The organism is Pseudoalteromonas ardens, assembly GCF_030125445.1.
Taxonomy (GTDB): domain Bacteria; phylum Pseudomonadota; class Gammaproteobacteria; order Enterobacterales; family Alteromonadaceae; genus Pseudoalteromonas; species Pseudoalteromonas ardens.
On the sequence record NZ_JASJUV010000002.1, the window covers coordinates 1,063,341 to 1,082,971 of the forward strand.

The window sequence follows — 19,631 nt, forward strand, 5'->3', positions numbered from 1 at the left end:
TTAGAAACGATAGATTTCAGGGCAACAATGGGACTTATTGGTCGGCCAGAGGTCACTTTATAGTCAGAAGAGATACGAACGAGAAATGTTCAAAGAAGGTAAGGCTTGAATATCAGACCCGCAATGGGCTTAGGAATGAGGCCAAAAAAAAGCCCCTAACGGGGCTTTTTACTGAATTAGTTCATCTGCAAATTAGAAGCTGATGTTATAACCTGCAAAGATTTCACGACCAATGTGGCCTGTGTTATAGATTGCATAGTCTTCATAGAAACCTTGGCTATCGTACACCACACCTTTGTCAAACAGGTTACGTGCACCCAGCGTGAATGTACCATAGCCATCGCTGTAGTACTTCATGTTCAGGTTATGGGTTACGTAGGTCGGAAGCGAGCCATCGTATACATTGAACGGTTCTTTACCATCTACTTTAACAACAGACTGCGTCTCGTAAGTATCAGCAATGATGTCTGTAGTCCAGTTCACAGTATAGTTATCAACTGCGTAGTTAATAGTGAACTGAGAACGCCACTCAGGTGTTTCCGGCGCACCCTTCTCATCTTCACGAGGACCAGTGAAGTAGACATCTTCACCTACTTCTGTCAGCAATGTGGTTACATTTCTGAACTTAAAGTCACCAAACGAAGTTTCTAGCTTGTAAGACAAGTCAATGTCAAACCCTTTACGAGACATAGAAGCGCCGTTAGCATACTGAGTATATGCCTTCGAGATAACCCCATCAGCGTCGCGCTCGATGCCAACATATGAGTATCTTGCCTTAACTTCGTCAAGCTTGCCGGCGTTTTCAATATGAACCAGATCCTGAGCAGTAATGATTGAAATGACATTGTCAATTTCAAGCTCAAAGTAATCAACTTTGATTGAGACATCTTCAAAGCCAGAGTAAACCACGCCCAGGTTCATATAGGTCGACTCTTCCGGACCAAGCTGGTCATTACCCTTACGCACCTCACTGACTGCAACCGTGCTACATTCGATAGCTGGTGTACCTTGCGCAGCGCAGTTTACATAGTCAGTAACACGCGGGCTACCTTTAGAATCTTTAGCATTCAGCTCTTTTAGAGATGGTGCACGGAAACCTTCTGAGTATGATGCACGAAGTAACAGATCATCCATTGGACGATAGTCCAGTTTCACACTTGGGTTACCTTCACCACCGAAGTCACTGTAATCGTCGTAGCGATATGCAGCGCTTAGTGTCAGATTATCAAGTAGAGGGAAAGCCACCTCATAGAATACCGCCGTTACATCACGCTCACCAGCACCTGAGCCGCCAGCGTCACCGCCTATCAGGCCAGCTTCGTTTTGCGCGTCGTAACGCTGATCCAAAGTCATATCGAAATATTCTGCGCCCACATAATGTGAAATCGCACCGGCTTCTAGTTCACCCAACTCAAAGCCCAGGCCAGCAAATAGGTGATCCAGCTCACTCTGGCTTTCAGTGTAAGTGGTGGCACGCATATTCGCTTTACCCTCTTCAGAGTCAAGTGAAATGTCGTTCAGAATATTGTGCGACAAACCAGCCACACTCAGGTAGTAACGACCAGCTGTACGGTAATCAAGCTTGGCTTTGTGGTAAGAAACTTCCCACTCAGCGGTATCACCAAACATACCCTTCAGGCCAAGTGTATAGTCTTGTTGATAATCCGTAACCTCACCATCGCGATTACCAGTCTGGTACCAGCGGAAATAACCGTTTGCAACTTCACCAGTTGGGTTTAACGGAGAGTCCGCAGCCATATCTTCAAAATAGTCAGCAGGCGGTGCATAACGGCCAAATGAGTCGTTACGACTGAACATTGCTCGTGCATACAACTCTAACTCATCAGTCAGTTCATAGTTAACACTGGCCATCGCAGAATCGCGCTTGGTCGATGCCATGTTGGCTGAAACATCTGCATGAGCATACGCACAGACTTCACCGCCACCAACACCACCTAGGTTGCTGCCCTGGTCAAGCACACCAACAAAGCCTGGTACGGTTTTTGTTAGCTCATCACATTTAGGTGAGGCGATATAACCACCACCTGATTTCTTTTTAAATGTTTCACCAAAGTAGCTAATACCCACAGTCTCGTCGTAAATAGAGATTAGGCCGTCACCATTTTTATCTTCCATAGATGCTGCTGTGTAGCTGCGGTCACGAGAGAAGATTGGGTTACGCTGCTGGTGATCATATACAAACGTAATGTTACCCTTATCAGAGCTTACACCAAATGCCATTGACATTTGCTTTGTGTCAGCACCTTCTGCTTCAGGGCGTCCGACTTGAATATCGAACGACACACCTTCAAAATCTTTTTTCAGGATAACGTTGATAACACCGGCAATGGCGTCAGAACCATAGATAGCTGAAGCGCCATCTTTTAAAATTTCAATACGCTCTACCGCCGCCATCGGGATTGAGCTCAGGTTAGCACCACCACCATTCAGTGAAGGTGAGCTACCCATACGCTTACCGTCAATCAATACCAGAGTACGACCTGCGCCAGCACCCAGCAGGCTCACAGTTGACTGTGACTGACCACTGTTACCAGAGCTTGGGATAACAGAACCAAAGCTGTTAGACGTCACACTTTGTAGTGCTTCGGCCACAGAGACACGACCCTGACCTTCGAATTCAGCGGTTGAGATTACTTCAACCGGGCTTGCACCTTCCATGTCGACACGCTTGATACGCGAGCCTGTGATTTCAATGCGTTCTACTTTTTCAGCACCTTCCTGAGCAGTTGCAGACTGTGCTATCACAGCCGTAGACGCAGCACCAAATGCCAGTGCTAAACGCACGGCCTTAGTTACTTTAGTGTTCAACATGTGTTTTCTCCCTGGGCTTACACGTGGCGGTAAGCATGAGTATTGTTGGTATTTATAACGAGCTTGCCGAGTATATTTCTGCAGTCTCTGAATTTTCGCGACGGATACTAATCGCGACCTGTGTTAAGCGTCAAACCGACCAGACTTAACAGACAAGCACACCAATAAAACAATGAAAACCCAAGCTTTTAACAGGGCTTTAAAGTTAATTACCACTCACTTCAAAATAAATGTATTTTTTAATTGAATTCACATGGTGATTGTTCATAAAGAACACAGGAACCAATATAGGGAATGAAATGCAAGTCGCATTTAAGTTAAAAAAAATATTTTTAAATTTGGTTTGTTTGCTGCTTTTTTATGCGAAAAATAGTACCCAAACAAACCGTTACCAATTTTGTTAGTATGTATTTACATTCAAATAAAGCTTTGTTTCACTTGATTTTCTGTGATGAGCGCCAAATAAACGGAAAATAAATTTTGCTTACAAGCAGCTAAAAAACCGCTTGCACGCTATTACAAATCTGAGGACCAATCCAGCGTTCGTTGACCATTTAAGGTAATGGCATCCAGGTCAACATCCGGTAGCATCTGGTAAATAGGTAAAATCTGTTTTTCTATATAGTGGCTGTAATCTGGGCTAGATAACACGCCCTGAACCAGCTTCGGACCTGTTGTACTTATATAGTAGGCAACCTGGCTCCCCTTACCCAGATTTCTCGCAGACCCACGACTGTGTGCTTCTTTCGCAGCCCTGACATGAGGTGGGATATTCTTAACATAGGCATTCAGCGGTTTGCCCAGGCGTTTCTTGTAGACCAACTTATCATCAATCTGACCGCTGTTAATCAACGCAATGTATTGCTCCGTTACCGCAACCACATCTTTGTTATCAAATAAAGCCCGGATCACTGCCTGCTGATACTCTTTGGCAATCTCGGTCCAGTCACTACGCACCGTTTCCAACCCTTTAAACACTAATTCGACCCCCTGCTCCGTTTGGACCTGACCGACATAACGCTTTTTTGATCCCGTTTCCTGACCACGGATAGTCGGCATAAAGAACGGGCTGTAGTGGGTTTCAAACTCAATTTCCAGATAGCTGGGCAAGCTAAACTGGCTGTCAACCTGCTGTGCCCAGCGTTGGTTAATTTCTTTCATCAGGCGCTCACCAAGCTGCTGGCACTGTGCGGGAGACAAAGACTCTGGCACACATACAAAGGTTGAATCTGTATCACCATAGATCACCTCGTAGCCCATTTCTTCAATCCAGCGACGTGTGGTCTGCATAATTTCGTGGCCACGCAGCGTTATTGAACTGGACAATCGCGGGTCATAAAATCGGCACCCCCGAGACCCCAGTACCCCGTACAGGCTATTCATAATGATCTTGATGGCCTGTTGCAGCATTTTTTCGCCCCGATCTTTGGCTTCCTGTCGGGCTTGAGCCAGCTGGGCTACCAACTTAGGTAAATGATGATAGGTTCTGGAAAAAGCGCCTTCATTGAATCCGCTAATTGCATTGTCAGGGGCAATAAGCCCTTCGATGAGTCCCATAGGATCGATGTGGAAAGTACGTATAATAGAGGGATAAAGGCTTTTGAAGTCCAGCACCAGCACATTTTGATATAACCCGGGCCGCGAGTCCATCACATACCCTCCGGGACTGTCGAATGTCAGGCCATGTTCCCCCAGGTTCGGCGCGATATAACCGCTGCGATGCAATAACGGCAGATACAAGTTTGTAAATGCAGCCACTGAGCCACCCATACGCTCGAGCTCAAGACCGGTTAACTGAGTTCGGGCAATAGCAAACTCAAGCAAAGATAACTGAGTAAAAATATCCCAGACTAATACGCAATCTTGCAGGTTATAGGCCGCAAGTGCGGGCTTATCATGGTGAAAAAGGCGGATGATCTCCTCCAGCCTGTCATCCTGAGTAAGTAATTTGCTTTCCCCCAGTACCTGCTGGGCCACATAGCTCAGCTTAAAAGTTTCAAAATGGTAAGTGGCATTCTTCATCGTATCTATGCCATCCAGCACCACCCGACCAGCTACCAGCACACGGGTAAAATTTCCTTTGGATACCTGTATTGGGGTGCCATCCCGGCCAATACTCAATGAGACGCCTAATGCTTCTGAACGCTCATGAAGCACAACACAATCGAACTCAATCACGTTCCAGCCTATGATCACGTCAGGATCGAGGCGGTTAACTTCCTCGACTAATGCCTGCAACAGAGCCAATTCATCATCAACCCAGCGAACATCCACATTACTTGCCTGAGGGTCTCCAATCATGATGACGCGCCGCTGTGTTTGCGTCACCAGTCCAACTGAAAACAACACCCCTTCTCCACTACATTCTATATCCAGCGACAACATAGACAACTCAGGCACATAATGCGGTGCAGGTTTCAGCCGAGCTTGCTGGATCTCGATATAGCCGGCTTTTTTCACTGCATGACCGGATACCCAGGCACCACCGCGTATAAAGCGCTCCATCAAATAGCGATCCGCATGACGAATGTCAGCTTCATATAAGGTAACCTGATCGCTCAGATGCTCCTTGCACTGGTAGTAGCTACTCAATGTACGGCAATAAAGGCCCGTCACAGCGGATTGATCAAAGTGTTTAAGTGCAAGCGGTCGGAACTCCACCCCCTTGACTTGTCCCGCCAGGAGAGTCTGCGCTTTTTCAGCGTCCTCAGTGCGAGTAAACAGCACCGCTTGTTGTGCCTCGGTGATCACCTTTAACAAGCCTGCGGCAGATTTCAGCCAATAACAGAGGTGCAACCGGTTGTTAAGGTGGATTTGCTGCCGTGAAAGGATAAAGCCCTGATATACCGCTTGTGCCAAAGGGGATCCCCGCCTAGAATAGAATACCTGTAATTATATCCATACTTTTTTGCTTAAGCGATCCTACATGCTGTCAGATTCTTTAAAAAAAACCATCCGCCAGGCACACACCAATATTGCTGAACAACTGGAAGGCTATCGCCCTCGCGCCGGGCAAAATTATCTGGTCGCAGAAATCGCTAAAACGCTGGGAGGCGACTATCACAAGTCTCAGCGTGTTTGCGTCATTGAGGCAGGGACCGGCACCGGTAAATCGCTGGCTTACTGCCTAGGTGCACTTCCCATGGCATTGGCAAAAAAGAAAAAGCTGATCATCTCCACTGCCACCGTGGCTCTGCAGGAACAGTTGCTGAATAAAGAGCTGCCCTTTTTTAGAGAGCATTCAGGGCTCGATTTCAAATTTGACCTGGTTAAAGGGCGTCAGCGCTACATCTGCGTACAAAAACTGCTGGCTGCCGTGAGCGGCGAAGAGACACAAATGTCTCTTATGCCCACCACCAGTGCGCCTTTATCTGCCATGGAGCAGCGCTGTTTACAGGAACTGGCGAAAGCCTATCAGGATAAACGCTGGCAGGGTGACAGAGATAGTTGGGCAGACACCATTCCCGACAAAGTCTGGAATCTCATTGCCTGTGATAAGCATGCCTGCCAACGACAATTGAAATCTCATAATCTGTGCCCTTTTCACCTCGCCAGACAAAAAATTGCCCAAATGGATGTATTGGTGATCAATCACGCCTTGTTACTGGCTGATCTGGAACTCGGGGGCGGAACGATTTTAAGCGACCCCGAAGATACCTTTTACGTCATCGATGAAGCTCACCATTTACCGCATATTACCCGCGACTTTTCTTCGGCTGCCGCAACCATTAAAGGCACCATAGATTGGCTCGATAAGCTACTCAAATTCAGCGGTAAAATGGCCAATGTCGTAGTCTCTCAAAAAGCCATCGGACAAAACTTTAAGCTTAACGATACCGCTAATGACGCCAACAAGGTATTACGCCAGGTCAGAGACATGCTGGATCAGTCTGACTACAGCTATAATGATGATGACACGCACCGCTTCTTACATGGTGAAGTGCCAGAGCAACTCAAAGCTCGGGCCAAAGACATTGCCGATGCAACTCAGGATGCACTTCGGGCACTGAGCAAGATGCATGATGCGCTGACACTGGACGTGAATGACGGTGACGTGCAAGGATTTATTGCCGATCCCATCTTGGCCGAAAGCGGCCAGTATATTAATCGTCTGGAGCAGCTCAATAAGCTGTGGTTCAGCTATGCAACAAAGGGCGAAGGCACACCTCATGCTCGCTGGATCAAACGTCTCGATTACAAACATCACCATGACTATTTGTTGTGCGACTGCCCGATAGAAGTTGGCTTTTACCTCAAAGATCACCTCTGGCGTGAGTGCGCCGGTGCTGTGCTGTGTTCTGCTACCCTTAGTGCCATGGGCAACTTTGATCACTTCGCGCGCGAAAGTGGGCTCAGTAATGAACCCGGCGTCAAATACATCAAAGCCGACTCGCCATTTGATTATGCGAAACAGGCGCAGCTGCATATTCCCCAAACAAAAACCGATCCCACAGATAAAGCGTTTAGCGACTATCTGGCCGAGGCTTTGCCTGATTACATGGACAAGAAGAAAGCCAATCTGGTTCTGTTTGCCTCCTACTGGCAGATGGATCACGTGGTTGCTAAGCTGCGAAAACAAGACTGGCAGATCCTGGTACAAGGTGAGCTATCTCGTGAAGAGCTATTGAAACGCCACCAGGCGGCCATCGACCTGGGTGCGGGCAGTATTTTATTTGGTACTCAGAGCTTATCAGAAGGACTCGATTTGCCAGGCAAATATCTCGAAAACCTGGTGATCACCAAAATCCCCTTTGCCGTTCCCACCTCTCCGGTAGAGGAAGCACAAGCTGAATTTATTCAGTCAAAGGGCGGCAACCCGTTTTTATCTATCACTGTGCCGGATGCTGCCAAGAAATTAGTGCAAAGCTGTGGTAGACTGCTGCGCAAAGAAACGGATTCTGGCCGCATCACCATACTTGACAGACGCCTGGTTACTAAACGATACGGCAAGGCGATGCTGGATACGCTGCCACCCTTTGCAAAACAAATAGACTAATCCATGCTCGAATTTGCTTTAGACCCAGCTACCTGGGCTTTACTATGTACAGTTGCACTAGCCGCTGGTTTTATTGATGCGATTGCCGGCGGTGGCGGCATGCTCACTGTACCTGCCTTACTCACCGCAGGCCTGCCACCTCACGTGGCACTGGGCACCAACAAATTGGCAGCCAGCTTCGGATCGTTAACCGCCAGCTTCACCTATTACAAACAAAACCTCTTTAATCCAAGATTTTGGGCTGCCTCAGTTCTGGCCACGGCCATTGGTGCTGCGCTGGGCACTTTGCTGGTTGACTCTCTGAGCATTGAATTTCTCAATAAGCTCATTCCGGTCATCATTTTGTTGGTCGCTTTGTATAGCCTGTTTGGCAAAATGAGTCACAGCGACTCCATCGACTTACCGAAAAAGACTGGCGTGCTGAAAGTTAAACAGTGGCTACAAGGGCTGTCCCTGGGCTTTTTTGATGGTCTGGCTGGTCCCGGCACAGGCACTTTTTGGACAGCATCTAATGACATGCTATACAAAATGAGTCTATTACTTAATTGTGGTCTGGCGCGTTCAATGAACTTTGTCTCGAACTTCATTTCCCTGATCACGTTTGTCGCATTAGGTCATGTCAATTTTATGCTGGGGCTGACCATGGGTGCATTTCTGATGCTGGGCGCCTGGCTTGGTGCGCATTCAGCAATCAAATTTGGCAGCCGACTGATTAAACCCTTATTTAATGCTGTGGTGATCGTATTGACCGCTAAATTAATAGTTGAGGCCTACATGGTATGAGTCAGCCATTGGAGAAACTCAGACAACGCGTTGACGAGTTGCAACATCATGCTGAGCAATTCGATAAAGCAAAATGGTTTGATAAAAATCGCTATATTCAGTCACAACCCAGCCTGTTTGACAGCCACGTGTTTCGTAGCAAAAGTCTGAAGCTCAGTGACTATGTGGATGAAGTGAAAGAAGCAGTCGCAAACTTGCCCCCACAGTCGCAGCGTCATGCTTTGCAATATGCAGTGGAACACATTGGCGAACAAATTGAAGCCATTATTAAGGTGCTTAAATCAACCGGGGTCTGGGCCAAGGAAAACCGCTTTCAGCCACATAAAAAGGCAAAAGTGTACCGTCAGGCCGTGAAAAAGATCATGCAACCGTCTCATGAACTCTATCAGGAATTATCTCAAAATCACGAATTCGAGCGGCGACTGCAAGAAATGATCTCGCTGCGTCAGGACCAACTGATCAAAGCATCGCCCGAGCAGGCAAGCCAGCTAAACAAAGAGATCCTTGCCCTGCACGGCCGACTTGGGCGGTGCCGAAAGGCCATCAGTGCGACCGAGGATAAGATTCAGCAGCAAGAAAAACAGCGTCGTTCCTGAACAGAGGAATAGTACCGCTATGTTGTTTTACCATCCCAGCTACAGTGCGCTATCCTTGCCCCCTAAGCACAGGTTTCCCATTGAGAAATATCGCCTGCTCTATCAACAGCTGTTACAGACCCCGTGTGCCAGCTGGCTGACCCAACCAAATTTAATCGCTTCACCGGCGAAACTCACTTTATGCCATGATCCCGAGTATGTCTCTGCGTTTCTTAATGGCACATTGCCCGACAGCGCAGTCAAACGAATGGGGTTTCCCTGGTCAGAGCAATTAGTTGAGCGTACGTTACGTTCCGTGGGGGCAACATTAGAAGCTGCTCAACAGGCACTCAGCGATGGCTTTGCTGCCAACCTGAGCGGTGGTTATCATCATGCTTTTAGCGACCGGGCTGCCGGCTTTTGTATCTTCAACGATTTGGCCATTGCTGCCAGATACCTTATTCAAACCGGTCAGGCCGATACGGTATTACTGCTAGACTGTGATGTGCACCAAGGTGATGGCAGTGCAGAAATCCTGGCTGACGATACGCAAATAATCACTTGCTCGCTGCATTGTGAGCAGAATTTTCCCAAACTGAAACGTCAATCCGATTACGACTTTGCCTTACCGGTCGATTGCTCAGATGCTACGTATCTGGCAACACTCAGCGACGCCCTGTCTTTGTGCACCCGCCTCCATCAACCAGACATCATCCTTTACAATGCCGGGGCAGATATATATCGCCTTGATGAACTCGGGCATTTAGCGGTTAGCCTGGAAGGTGTACTGGCAAGAGATACACAGGTATTAGGCCATGCCAGGCAGCAGGGTATTCCTTTGATGGCAGCGCTTGGCGGCGGTTATCAGCGTACGGTTAGTCGTTTAGTCAACGTGCATATGCAGCTTTTTATGGCATTGCAGCAGGTCTGGCCGGAACGTTTCACTGTCTCAAAGTCCCTTAAATAACAACACATTTATCCACACACCTGTCGTTAAAAATTGCCGCTGGCATTAACCACTGAGGTGGTTTATGTTGTACAATTACAATAACTTCAAAATGGAGCATGACAATGAAACTTCATGATGATTTGCACAATTATTACGAAAAGATTGTGCTCGAAAATATTGAGCAACGCGGCCTTGACCACAAGTATGATGAAGATGTCATGGCCGACCTGTGTTGTACCGCACTGAACCGGTTACCTGCTCGCTATATTCGCTTCGATGTCGACATGGAGTTTTATCTGCCGACAGACGAAAGAACCGAGATGGAAGCACGGGTTAAGGAAGCCGTTGATTATGCACTTTCACAAATTTCGAAAAAGAAACAATTTCAGCCATGACCCAAAATACCTTAGAACATGCACCTGAGCACATTAAATTGGCCGTAGATCTAATCATGTTGCTGGAAGAAAATAATGTACCGGCAGATCAGGTGCTCGCCGCACTTGAAATCGTTCAGGCAGATTTTGCCAAAAAGCTGGATACAGATAGCTTACTCTAAAACAACAAAAAACTTCACATTATGTTTACCTATATGTCACATTATCGTCTCACAATGACGACAATTTATGATGTAAGGAACAAACATGACAACACTAAACCTACGTGCACTCACCCTAGTAACGACCGCCCTGCTTAGTGGCGGGGCCCTGGCAAATGACTTTGCAGCACTCGATCAAGCCTTACCTTCTGGCTATGCAATCAATGGGACCGAACCTGTATTCGATTTTGATGGTGACGGATGCCTGCCCAGTGCGGGGATCAGCCGTAGCGGACAGCAAAATGCAGGGTTAAAAACCTCTGGCAGTCTGGGTGGCAGTTGCCGTGACAGCCAATTCTTAAACACGTCAAACACGGTTCATCGTCATGCCTGTAAAGAAACCGATCAGGGTCGTTTCTGTGGTCACTTCTATGCAATGTACTTTAAAAAAGATCAGGTATTTCCATACTTCGGCGGTGGGCATCGCCATGACTGGGAATATGCAGCGGTATGGACTAAAGATGGTCAAATAACCCATGGCAGCTACAGCGCCCACGGTGACCTCTATACAAAACCAGCCAATGAATTACCTTTCGAAAACGGCCATCTGAAAATTGTCTACCACAAAGATGGCATTCTGACCCATGCATTTCGTTTCGCCAAATCGAATGAAGTGGCTGAGAACGATTACAACCGCTTTGTGACACCAAATATCATCAGTTGGTATACCATGTCGGGAGATGGCATAGACAATCAGGGTTTGCGTGACAAGCTGAACCAATATGACTACGGCTCAGCAACTTTACCAGTAAAAGACAGCCGTTTCCTGACTAACCTCAACCGATTCAAGCCTTCAGGCTATCCGACCTATAGCACGGCTGACGTATTAGCAGCTCAGTAACCTAAACATCTATCTGGCCCACGGCAAAAGTGGGCCACATTGCTACGCTGTTTTCGCGAGTGCCTCAGCAGAAGTTTGCAATTTATACTGGGCGAAAAAGCGACTGTCTGCTTCTGAGTCACTAGGGCAGGCAAAATACGCAACATCATCGCGCACAGGCTCCGGCTGGGCGTGCTTACCATCTTCCCAATACAATACAGCATGTTTGACCAGCTCTTCCAGGTAAGTGTGATCCCAGCTGTAGTGGCAGTAACCGTGATGGTCAGACAGATAAGGCGCGTAGTCGCCACTGGTTTCAATGCTGGTGACGCCATTTTTATAATCGGCGAACGCTTTTGCGTCTTCCTCGGCAGTGGCAGGGTCGACAAAATAGGCGACATCACGGCGCGGTGGCAGGGCCTGAGGCAAGCCAAACTTCTCTCTTACGGCCGAACATTCAACGACAATCCAGGAAACAAAATGGGCCCCTATCTGGTGATCCCACTTTAACGCAACAAACATCTCAACTCTCCTTCTAAGCTCAATTCATCTTGGTCCGTTCGGTCAATCCCATACTAAATTAGGATTGTACCTAGGAATGCGCGCGAAGCTTACCGGAAATTATTGTCAAAAAGTAGTCAATTCACCGTTTTTTTCATGACATTTTCTGATCTGGATTAGGAAATCAATGACTCACTCAGTACATTTTCACCCTCACTGAGCCAAGCGTACTTAATCTGGTACTCGTTTAAAAAACACTCAGAAAGTACCGGGCTGTGGCAGTCTGAAATGTGTCTAATTTGATGAAATCGTTACAAGGTATTACAGCTTGGTCAATCATCGCTAATATGTTGCTATTTGTCGTGATATTCAAAAAAGCGGGCTTACCTGATGCTAGCAGTTTTTTGTCATTTCATTAAACTGCACAGTGAAGCTCAACACTTGGACGTTGTTATGAACCTGACACGCAATTCACTGAAAAACCCTGCCGCTGTCATCGTGATCCTGGTGCTGCTAATACTGTTTGGCATTCTCAGTATTTTTAAGTTACCGATCCAACTTACGCCGGATATAGAACAACCACAAATAACCATATTTTCTGGCTGGCGGGAAGCGGCTCCCGAAGAAATCGAATCCGTTATCATAGAACCTCTGGAAAACGCGGTTAAAAATACGCCAGGCGCGCTGGAGGTCAACACCACCATCAACCGTGGCAACGGCTTTATCTCCTTAACTTTTGCAGTCGGTACTGACATGCAGCAAGCAATGCTGGATGTCCTGACTAACCTAAATCAGGCGCCGCCACTGCCATTGGACGCCATTGACCCGGTGGTCAGTGCTGGTGGTAATGGTGGTCCTGCCGGACCAAATGCGGCCTCTTTGCTCGTCACCCCGCTAAACTACCAAGGTGATGGCTTAGACCTGGATATGGCACAGTACCAAAAAACCATTGAAGAACTCATTGAGCCACGCCTTGCAAGCATTCCGGGCGTTGCCCGGGTCAACCTTGCCAGTGAGCGGCCAAAAGAGCTGCGCATTACCTTCGATCCTCACAAAGCGGCCGCTCTGGGGCTCACGTTAGGACAGATCAGACAAACTCTGGCCAGCTCCAGAGATACCTCAGGGGGCCTGGTCGATGTCGGGCGACGTCAATACACTGTGCGCTTTACCGGCCAATATGATCTTCAGGATATGCTGCAAATGCGCATTGGCTATTCTCAGGATCGCCCCATCTACCTCGGTGATGTCGCTACCGTTGCCGAAACCTACTCCGACCGCCGGGCGATGAGTGGCCGTAACGGCAAGCCGGCCTATTATATCACCGTCTCCCGAGCTAATGGAGCCAACACAGTGGCCCTGCTTGATGGCATCAACCAGGCGATAGCCGAACTAAACGCAGGCCCGCTGCCTGAAGCAGGCATTGCAATTGAGCTCAGCTACGATGCCTCTATCCATATTAGAAATGCATTATTATTGGTAAAGAGCAATCTCGGACTGGGCGTATTATTGTCCCTTGCCATTCTCTGGCTGTTCTTTAGAGGGATAAAAACCACGCTGATCATCGCAGCGACGATACCGGTCTCTCTGATGGTTGCTTTTTTAGCCCTCAATGCGTTCGAGCGCAGCCTGAACGTGATTTCTCTGGCAGGACTGGCCTTCGCTGTCGGCCTCGTTCTGGATGCGGCCATCATAGTGCAGGAAAATATCGCTCGTCTGAAGTCTAGCGGGTTCGACAACTATAAGGCGGCTTTACGCGGTGCGGGACAGGTTGCCGGTGCCCTGTTTGCCTCTACAGCCACCAGCGTCGCCATCTTTCTGCCCATCTTATTCATGGCAGGTATTGAGGGGCAATTATTTTCCGACCTGGCATTGACCCTCTCCATCGCTGTTGTCGCTTCCTTATTATGTGCCCTGACCATTATTCCAGTCGCCAACCGCTATTTGCCTGATAGCAAAACGCAAACCGACCCTTACAAACACTATTGGCACAAACTGACCGCTCTCATCATGCGTCTGACCAACAGCAAGTTAAAACAACTCAGCTGGGTTTGTGCCTTACTCGGCGGCTCTGCACTCGTCACACTGACCATGCTGCCAAAAACTGACTTCATGCCACGCGCCCCAACAGACGGCTTTTTCTTCAATCTGGTCACGCCCCCCGGTGGCAATATGGCCTATATGGAAGAAGAGCTGTTGAAACGCGTCAGAGCACGGCTGATGCCTTATTATCACGGCGACAAGCAACCCGGGATCAAAGACTTCAACTTTTACATTTTTGGTGCCAATGCCGGTGGGTTTATTTACTCCGCAGATCCGCAGCGGGTTGAGGAGTTAATGCAAGTGGCCCGGGAAGAAATCTTTGTTGACTTGCCAGATACTCAGGTGTTCTTTTTCCGGGGATCGATGATCAACATTGCCAACGGCGGTGACGGTCGCGATATCAACATTGAACTCACCGGGCCAAATATGGACGACCTGGTTGCCGGGGCAGAAGTTGCCCTGCAAGCGGTGCAAACTGCAATGCCTGACGCCACAGCACGCCCTCAGCCTCGTCTGGATATGGCAGAGCCGGAGCTCAGGCTGCATCCCAATGACCGCCGTATTACTCAGGCTGGGCTGACTCGTCAGGATGTCTCGCAGGCAGTACAAGCGTTTACCGGTGGATTATTTATCAATGAATACTTTAACGGCAACGAGCGGATGAACGTTATTTTACGTGGTCAGACGTGGCAAACACCGGAAGAGCTTAAAGCTTTGCCTGTGTTCACGCCAGATGCCGGGATCCAGACACTGGGCGAGCTTGCCCAGGTCACCCGTACCGTGGGGCCCAGCCAGCTCCAAAGGATCAATGGCCGTCGCACAGTCAGCATCATAGTCACGCCACCTGCAGAGATGAGCCTGCAGCAAGCACAGGCAATCCTGACCGAGCAAGTAATGCCTAAGATCAAAGCACAATTACCAGAAACGGCCGGTGTGATCCTCGGCGGAAATGCGCAAAAAATGAATAGCGCGATAGAAGAAATGACCCTCAACTTCTTCCTCGCTCTGTTTATTTTATTTTTACTGATGACTGCATTATTTAAATCGGTCCGCGACAGCGCCTTGGTGCTGCTCGTGATGCCACTGGCCATTGCCGGTGGTGTTGTCGCACTCTATGTGCTCAACCTGTTTGCCTTCCAGTCTTTAGACCTGCTCACCATGATCGGCTTTATCATCTTGCTGGGCCTGGTAGTCAACAACGCGATTTTGCTGGTTGATCAGACCCGCCACGCGCAAGCGCAGGGTATGAGCCGCCGTGATGCCGTCGAGCAGGCCGTCTTAATGCGCGCCCGACCAGTCTATCTCAGTACGCTGACCAGCCTGTTTGGCATGCTACCACTGATGCTGATGCCCGGCGTTGGATCAGAGATTTATCGTGGCCTGGCTACGGTTATCGTCGGCGGCATGGCCATTAGTGCCCTGTTTACGCTGGTCCTGATGCCCAGTCTGTTACAACTTGGTGCGGATAAACAACCAACCTCGAAGGTCAATAACGATAACAACAAACCTCAGTTAAATCTGGTCGCGAATCAGTAGGAGTCCACAATGTTTGCAAGTCAATATAAACACGCTCTGGTCACCGTCCTTTTGACCAGTGCCGTCAGCTTCAGTCAGCTGGTTAACGCAGCCCAGCCTGTGACAGTTGAGCCTGTATCTCAGGGCCAGCTTACCAGTCAGCTGGCCGTCAACGGGACCTTGCATGGCAAGCGTGATATGGTCATCACGGCCGGTGTGTCTGGCCGATTGCACTACGTTGCAGAGCCCGGTTTGGAAGTTGATAAAGGTGATGTGCTGGTACGAATGGATACCCTGCCGCTTGAGCTGGAAAAAGCACGCCAGCTGGAGATGCTCAAACGCGCCCGAGTGAATTTACGATTTCAGAAACAAGAACTCGCACGCCTGACTGAACTGGCTAAAACCAGCAGTGCCGCAGCCAGTCAGGTAGACAAAGTGCAAAATGCCCATGATTTGGTGATCTCAGATATCGCGCTGGCACAGGTTGAGCTCAGAGTGATTGAAGATCAACTCAACCGGGCAACGGTAACAGCTCCATTCTCAGGCATCATTAGCAAACGTTACCATCGCGCCGGTCGAGACGTCAGCCGGGCTGATGAATTACTGAACCTGGTGGACATCCACCAGCTTGAGGCACGCCTGTATGTCCCCGTGAAATACCTCAGCTATGTGCGCACAGGCCAATCCTTACCTGTGAGTGCCGGTAATTTAGATGCCCCGCAAACCACAACCGCGCAGGTCAGTGCCGTGATCCCAGCCACCGATCCGCGCTCGCAAACCTTTGAAGTGCGCGCGATGCTCGACCAGCCGGAAGAGTCAGATAGCCAGCAACACTGGGCAGTGGGACAACTGGTAGATGTATCCGTGCCACTGGCAGCCAGCGACCAGGCATTATTAGTTAATCGTGATGCACTGATCTTGCGCAAACAGGGTATTCATGTAGTGAAAATCGATGCCAGTAATACTGCAACACAAATCCCCGTGACTGTCGGCCAGGGTCAGGGCCAGCAAGTGGCTATTACCCCCAAGCCAAGCCATCAGCTTATCGCAGGAGACAGAGTTGCAGTACGCGGCGCAGAGCGACTGACCGATGGTCAGGAAGTTGAGGTACAAAATTAATACAGCTTACTAGCCCAATGAGCCTGCTTAAGGAAGAGCTAAGGCTCATTTTTAAATTCAATCTAACAAAATCAAAGATTTAATATTTTTTAATAAGCACACTTTTATCAATTTAAGCGTTTTTAACTGGTATATCCTGCTGTTTCGGTCAACGCTGTTGCTGTCCAATAACAACAAGGAATACGCGATGAAAAACCCCGTCTTTTTTTCTTTTTCAGTTTTAAGTGCCAGTATGCTGATTGCCTGTACCAGCCAACCTCTGGGTGCTCAGCCGGTCCAAATCATGTTTGACGATTTCACTTATGCGCGTTTTGAGCAAGCACAAGATAATGGCTGGCAACTACGCTCAGATGTCGGCCACCCCGGCATTAAAAATGCGACCTGGTGGCATGAAGGCGTGAGCTTCCATGCTGATCCACATAACCCGGATAATCGGGTCATGCGGTTAACCTCAAAAACCGATGGTAGTGCCGAAAATACCCGCCATGTACAGGTATGCCATAAACGGAAATACCTTGAAGGGACTTATGCCGCGCGGGTCTTTTTTACCGATAAACCCCAATATGGACCGGATGGTGACGGGGTGATCCAGACTTTTTATGCGATCAGCCCACTGGCCGCTCCTATGGATAAGAACTACAGTGAAATGGATTTTGAGTACCTGCCAAATGGAGGATGGGGCACCGATCGGCATGCCTTGTTCGCAACCTCCTGGGAAACTTTTCAGCTCACGCCCTGGACCAAAGTTAACGCCTATGACTACGACATTAATCCACTGCAAGGCTGGAACACGCTGGTGTTGCAAGTTGGCAATAACACGCTGAAATACTACATAAACGGCAAACTGTACGCGGAACATGGCAGTGAAGTTTACCCGGAAGTGGCGATGTCGATAAACTTCAACCAGTGGTTTGACCCTAATAAAATCGTCAATTCCAAAGAGATGCGACAATATTATCAAGATGTTGATTGGGTTTACTTCGTCAAAGATAAGATTGTCGCAGTCAATGAGGTAGGCAAGCAGGTTGAACAATTACGCAAACAGAATGTGCGTCAAAAAGATACCGTGCCATCCTCTGGGTATGATGACTATTGCAGCCTGTAAAAGCACGGCGCTGTGCCTTTAGTTAACCGTGTAAATGGGAGCTTTGGCAAACCAGGCCTCAACACGTTCAATCAACACCGGATCATCTGCACTTTTGGCCAAGGCTTTGGCACGTAATGCAAGCTGATTTGCCTGCTCAACCTGACGAGCCTGGCGCAGCAAATCAGCCTGCGCCAGCCAGATCCAAATCTGGTTAGGAACAGCGTTACTGGCCTCAGCCACCCGATGTGCCTGTGCAAACAAATGCGTCGCTTCCTGCTCCTCTCCCTGCTCAGTTGCGATCCGCGCCAGCTCAATCAATGCATTGGTCTGGCCATAAATCGCATCAAAGCGCTGATGATAGCTCAGCGCTGAGTGCAATAAACGAGAAGCCTCGCTATAACGACCCTGCATGCGTTTTATCTTACCCAGCTCTTCCAGCGCGTAAGCAATAAACAAATGATCCGAATTATCACTGGCCTGCTCACGCGCAGTCGCTATGTACTTTTCCGCCCTGCTCAGTTCGTGCTCACGATCTGTTTGTTGAGGCCAGTTAATGAGCAAATAACCCATCATCAGATTGGCACGCATACGCTCACGCCGAGTCACGACGTCACCGCCCCTCGCCACAATATTTTGCTGCAGCAGAGATAGCGCTGCCGCTACATCGCCATTATTTGCCAGACTTGCGGCAAGATAACGTCTGACCGTTAAGGGATCGGCAGCGTGCCTGAGCGCAGAGCGCAACAAAGCAATCGCTTCCTGATAGTTGCGCGATAAATACATCTGCAAGCCCCGGGCAAAGGCTTCATTACTGAAATCCAGATTGCTTTGTATGTCTAATCTCTGGTCATGTTCGCCGTATCGCGTCACGAGTCGCGCTATCAATGCCTGATAGGCCAACTCAGGACCTGACGCAAAGACCACCCCTTGTTCAGCCCCGCGATTAAAGTGCAGCGTGTATTGCAACTGCATATCTTGAGGAAAGCCACTGAGGCGAGTTTCGACCAGTAAATCCGCCCCCAATCGCTCCTGGAGTTGCAACACATCCTGGCGTCGAGACAACCGGATCTGCGCAGTATCGTTAGAATACCAGGGACTGTGAGACAAAGTTGTTAACACATGCTCTGCCGCGACGACGGGCAACCCCCCTTCTGCCTGAGTGTATTCACTTAAATAGGCAAGGCCATGTAAAGGCACAGCAGCATGCACATCATCGAGCATGGCATTCTCTACCGGCAGAAACGCAACGGTGGGGTATCGAGTCTCAGGCTGATTGACTGTGCGCATCCAAGTTAGCCACAATCCGCTGATAATAAGCATAAGCACGACTGACACCATAGCAAAACGCCACTTTCCGGTCACTTTAGCTCCCTGGATGGGGATTGGCGCCACAACCAGTTGATAACCGATTCTGGGATGTGTTTTGATGCAATCTGCGCCCAGAATTTCACGCAGTTCGCGGATAGACTGAACCAACACTTGTTCCTGAACCACCACGCCCTGCCAAACAGTTTCCAGCAGCTGTGTTTTGGTCACCACCTGATCTGAATGTTGGATCAATATTTTCAGCACTGCCAACGTCTTAGCTCGAATATCCTGCGATGCTTCGCGTGTGGTTGCGGTGCCTTTAAGTAAGTCTATTTCAACCTGGTTGAGCAGATAACGCATCGTTCCTTCTCTTGCAAAAGCAGTAATGGCACCGAATAGCACGGTGTTCCCGTCATGAGTGTGCAATATTTCTTTAACGGGCTCAAGTCCCCTAAAGGCAGACATCGTGGATAGGATTAGTGAGGTGACAAATTTAACTGTTTTGTATTCA

The 19,631-nt window shown here is 48.7% G+C and carries 14 protein-coding genes; 10 read left to right on the top strand and 4 right to left on the bottom strand.

The features are described from left to right. Nucleotides 1–192 precede the first annotated feature (192 nt). Both QNM19_RS09750 and QNM19_RS09755 read right to left on the bottom strand, forming a co-directional pair. Nucleotides 193–2,832, bottom strand: a complete 2,640-nt coding sequence (locus tag QNM19_RS09750; RefSeq protein WP_284026637.1) for a TonB-dependent receptor plug domain-containing protein — start codon at nt 2,830–2,832, stop codon at nt 193–195. Nucleotides 2,833–3,348: 516 nt separating this feature from the next. After that, the gene (locus tag QNM19_RS09755; RefSeq protein WP_049864830.1) at nt 3,349–5,691 is read right to left on the bottom strand and encodes a DNA polymerase II; all 2,343 of its coding nucleotides are present in this window, start codon (nt 5,689–5,691) and stop codon (nt 3,349–3,351) included. A gap of 67 nt (nt 5,692–5,758) precedes the next feature. Here QNM19_RS09755 and dinG point away from each other — a divergent pair, with 67 nt between their 5' ends. The 7 genes from dinG to QNM19_RS09790 all read left to right on the top strand — a co-directional run bounded on the left by dinG (nt 5,759) and on the right by QNM19_RS09790 (nt 11,571). Then, the gene (gene dinG / locus QNM19_RS09760) at nt 5,759–7,828 is read left to right on the top strand and encodes an ATP-dependent DNA helicase DinG (protein ID WP_049864831.1); all 2,070 of its coding nucleotides are present in this window, start codon (nt 5,759–5,761) and stop codon (nt 7,826–7,828) included. 3 nt (nt 7,829–7,831) lie between these two features. Beyond that, nucleotides 7,832–8,611 (top strand): TSUP family transporter, encoded by a 780-nt coding sequence (locus tag QNM19_RS09765; RefSeq protein WP_049864832.1) that lies wholly within the window; start codon nt 7,832–7,834, stop codon nt 8,609–8,611. Beyond that, nucleotides 8,608–9,207: a primosomal replication protein gene (locus tag QNM19_RS09770; protein WP_284026638.1), complete on the top strand. Its 600-nt coding sequence runs from the start codon at nt 8,608–8,610 to the stop codon at nt 9,205–9,207. The genes QNM19_RS09765 and QNM19_RS09770 overlap by 4 nt, the downstream gene beginning before the upstream one ends. Nucleotides 9,208–9,226: 19 nt before the next feature. Next, nucleotides 9,227–10,153, top strand: coding sequence for a histone deacetylase family protein (locus QNM19_RS09775; protein ID WP_284026639.1), 927 nt, complete (start codon nt 9,227–9,229; stop codon nt 10,151–10,153). A gap of 104 nt (nt 10,154–10,257) precedes the next feature. Further along, nucleotides 10,258–10,530 carry a late competence development ComFB family protein gene (locus QNM19_RS09780; RefSeq protein WP_049866118.1) on the top strand — a complete coding sequence of 91 codons (273 nt, stop codon included), beginning with the start codon at nt 10,258–10,260 and terminating at the stop codon, nt 10,528–10,530. After that, nucleotides 10,527–10,691 (top strand): YbaM family protein, encoded by a 165-nt coding sequence (locus QNM19_RS09785; protein WP_082225578.1) that lies wholly within the window; start codon nt 10,527–10,529, stop codon nt 10,689–10,691. The genes QNM19_RS09780 and QNM19_RS09785 overlap by 4 nt, the downstream gene beginning before the upstream one ends. A gap of 85 nt (nt 10,692–10,776) precedes the next feature. Beyond that, nucleotides 10,777–11,571 carry an NPP1 family protein gene (locus QNM19_RS09790; RefSeq protein WP_049866119.1) on the top strand — a complete coding sequence of 265 codons (795 nt, stop codon included), beginning with the start codon at nt 10,777–10,779 and terminating at the stop codon, nt 11,569–11,571. A 42-nt stretch (nt 11,572–11,613) separates the two neighbouring features. Here the strand turns inward: QNM19_RS09790 and QNM19_RS09795 are convergent, their stop codons facing one another. After that, nucleotides 11,614–12,072, bottom strand: a complete 459-nt coding sequence (locus QNM19_RS09795) for a hypothetical protein (protein WP_049866120.1) — start codon at nt 12,070–12,072, stop codon at nt 11,614–11,616. Between the two features lie 432 nt (nt 12,073–12,504). Here QNM19_RS09795 and QNM19_RS09800 point away from each other — a divergent pair, with 432 nt between their 5' ends. From QNM19_RS09800 to QNM19_RS09810, 3 genes are all read left to right on the top strand, one after another. Continuing rightward, nucleotides 12,505–15,627, top strand: coding sequence for an efflux RND transporter permease subunit (locus tag QNM19_RS09800; RefSeq protein ID WP_049866122.1), 3,123 nt, complete (start codon nt 12,505–12,507; stop codon nt 15,625–15,627). A 9-nt stretch (nt 15,628–15,636) separates the two neighbouring features. Next, the gene (locus QNM19_RS09805; RefSeq protein WP_284026640.1) at nt 15,637–16,725 is read left to right on the top strand and encodes an efflux RND transporter periplasmic adaptor subunit; all 1,089 of its coding nucleotides are present in this window, start codon (nt 15,637–15,639) and stop codon (nt 16,723–16,725) included. A 187-nt stretch (nt 16,726–16,912) separates the two neighbouring features. Next, nucleotides 16,913–17,830: a glycoside hydrolase family 16 protein gene (locus QNM19_RS09810; RefSeq protein WP_049866121.1), complete on the top strand. Its 918-nt coding sequence runs from the start codon at nt 16,913–16,915 to the stop codon at nt 17,828–17,830. Between the two features lie 18 nt (nt 17,831–17,848). Here the strand turns inward: QNM19_RS09810 and QNM19_RS09815 are convergent, their stop codons facing one another. After that, nucleotides 17,849–19,480, bottom strand: coding sequence for a winged helix-turn-helix domain-containing protein (locus tag QNM19_RS09815; RefSeq protein ID WP_284026641.1), 1,632 nt, complete (start codon nt 19,478–19,480; stop codon nt 17,849–17,851). Between the last annotated feature and the right edge of the window lie 151 nt (nt 19,481–19,631).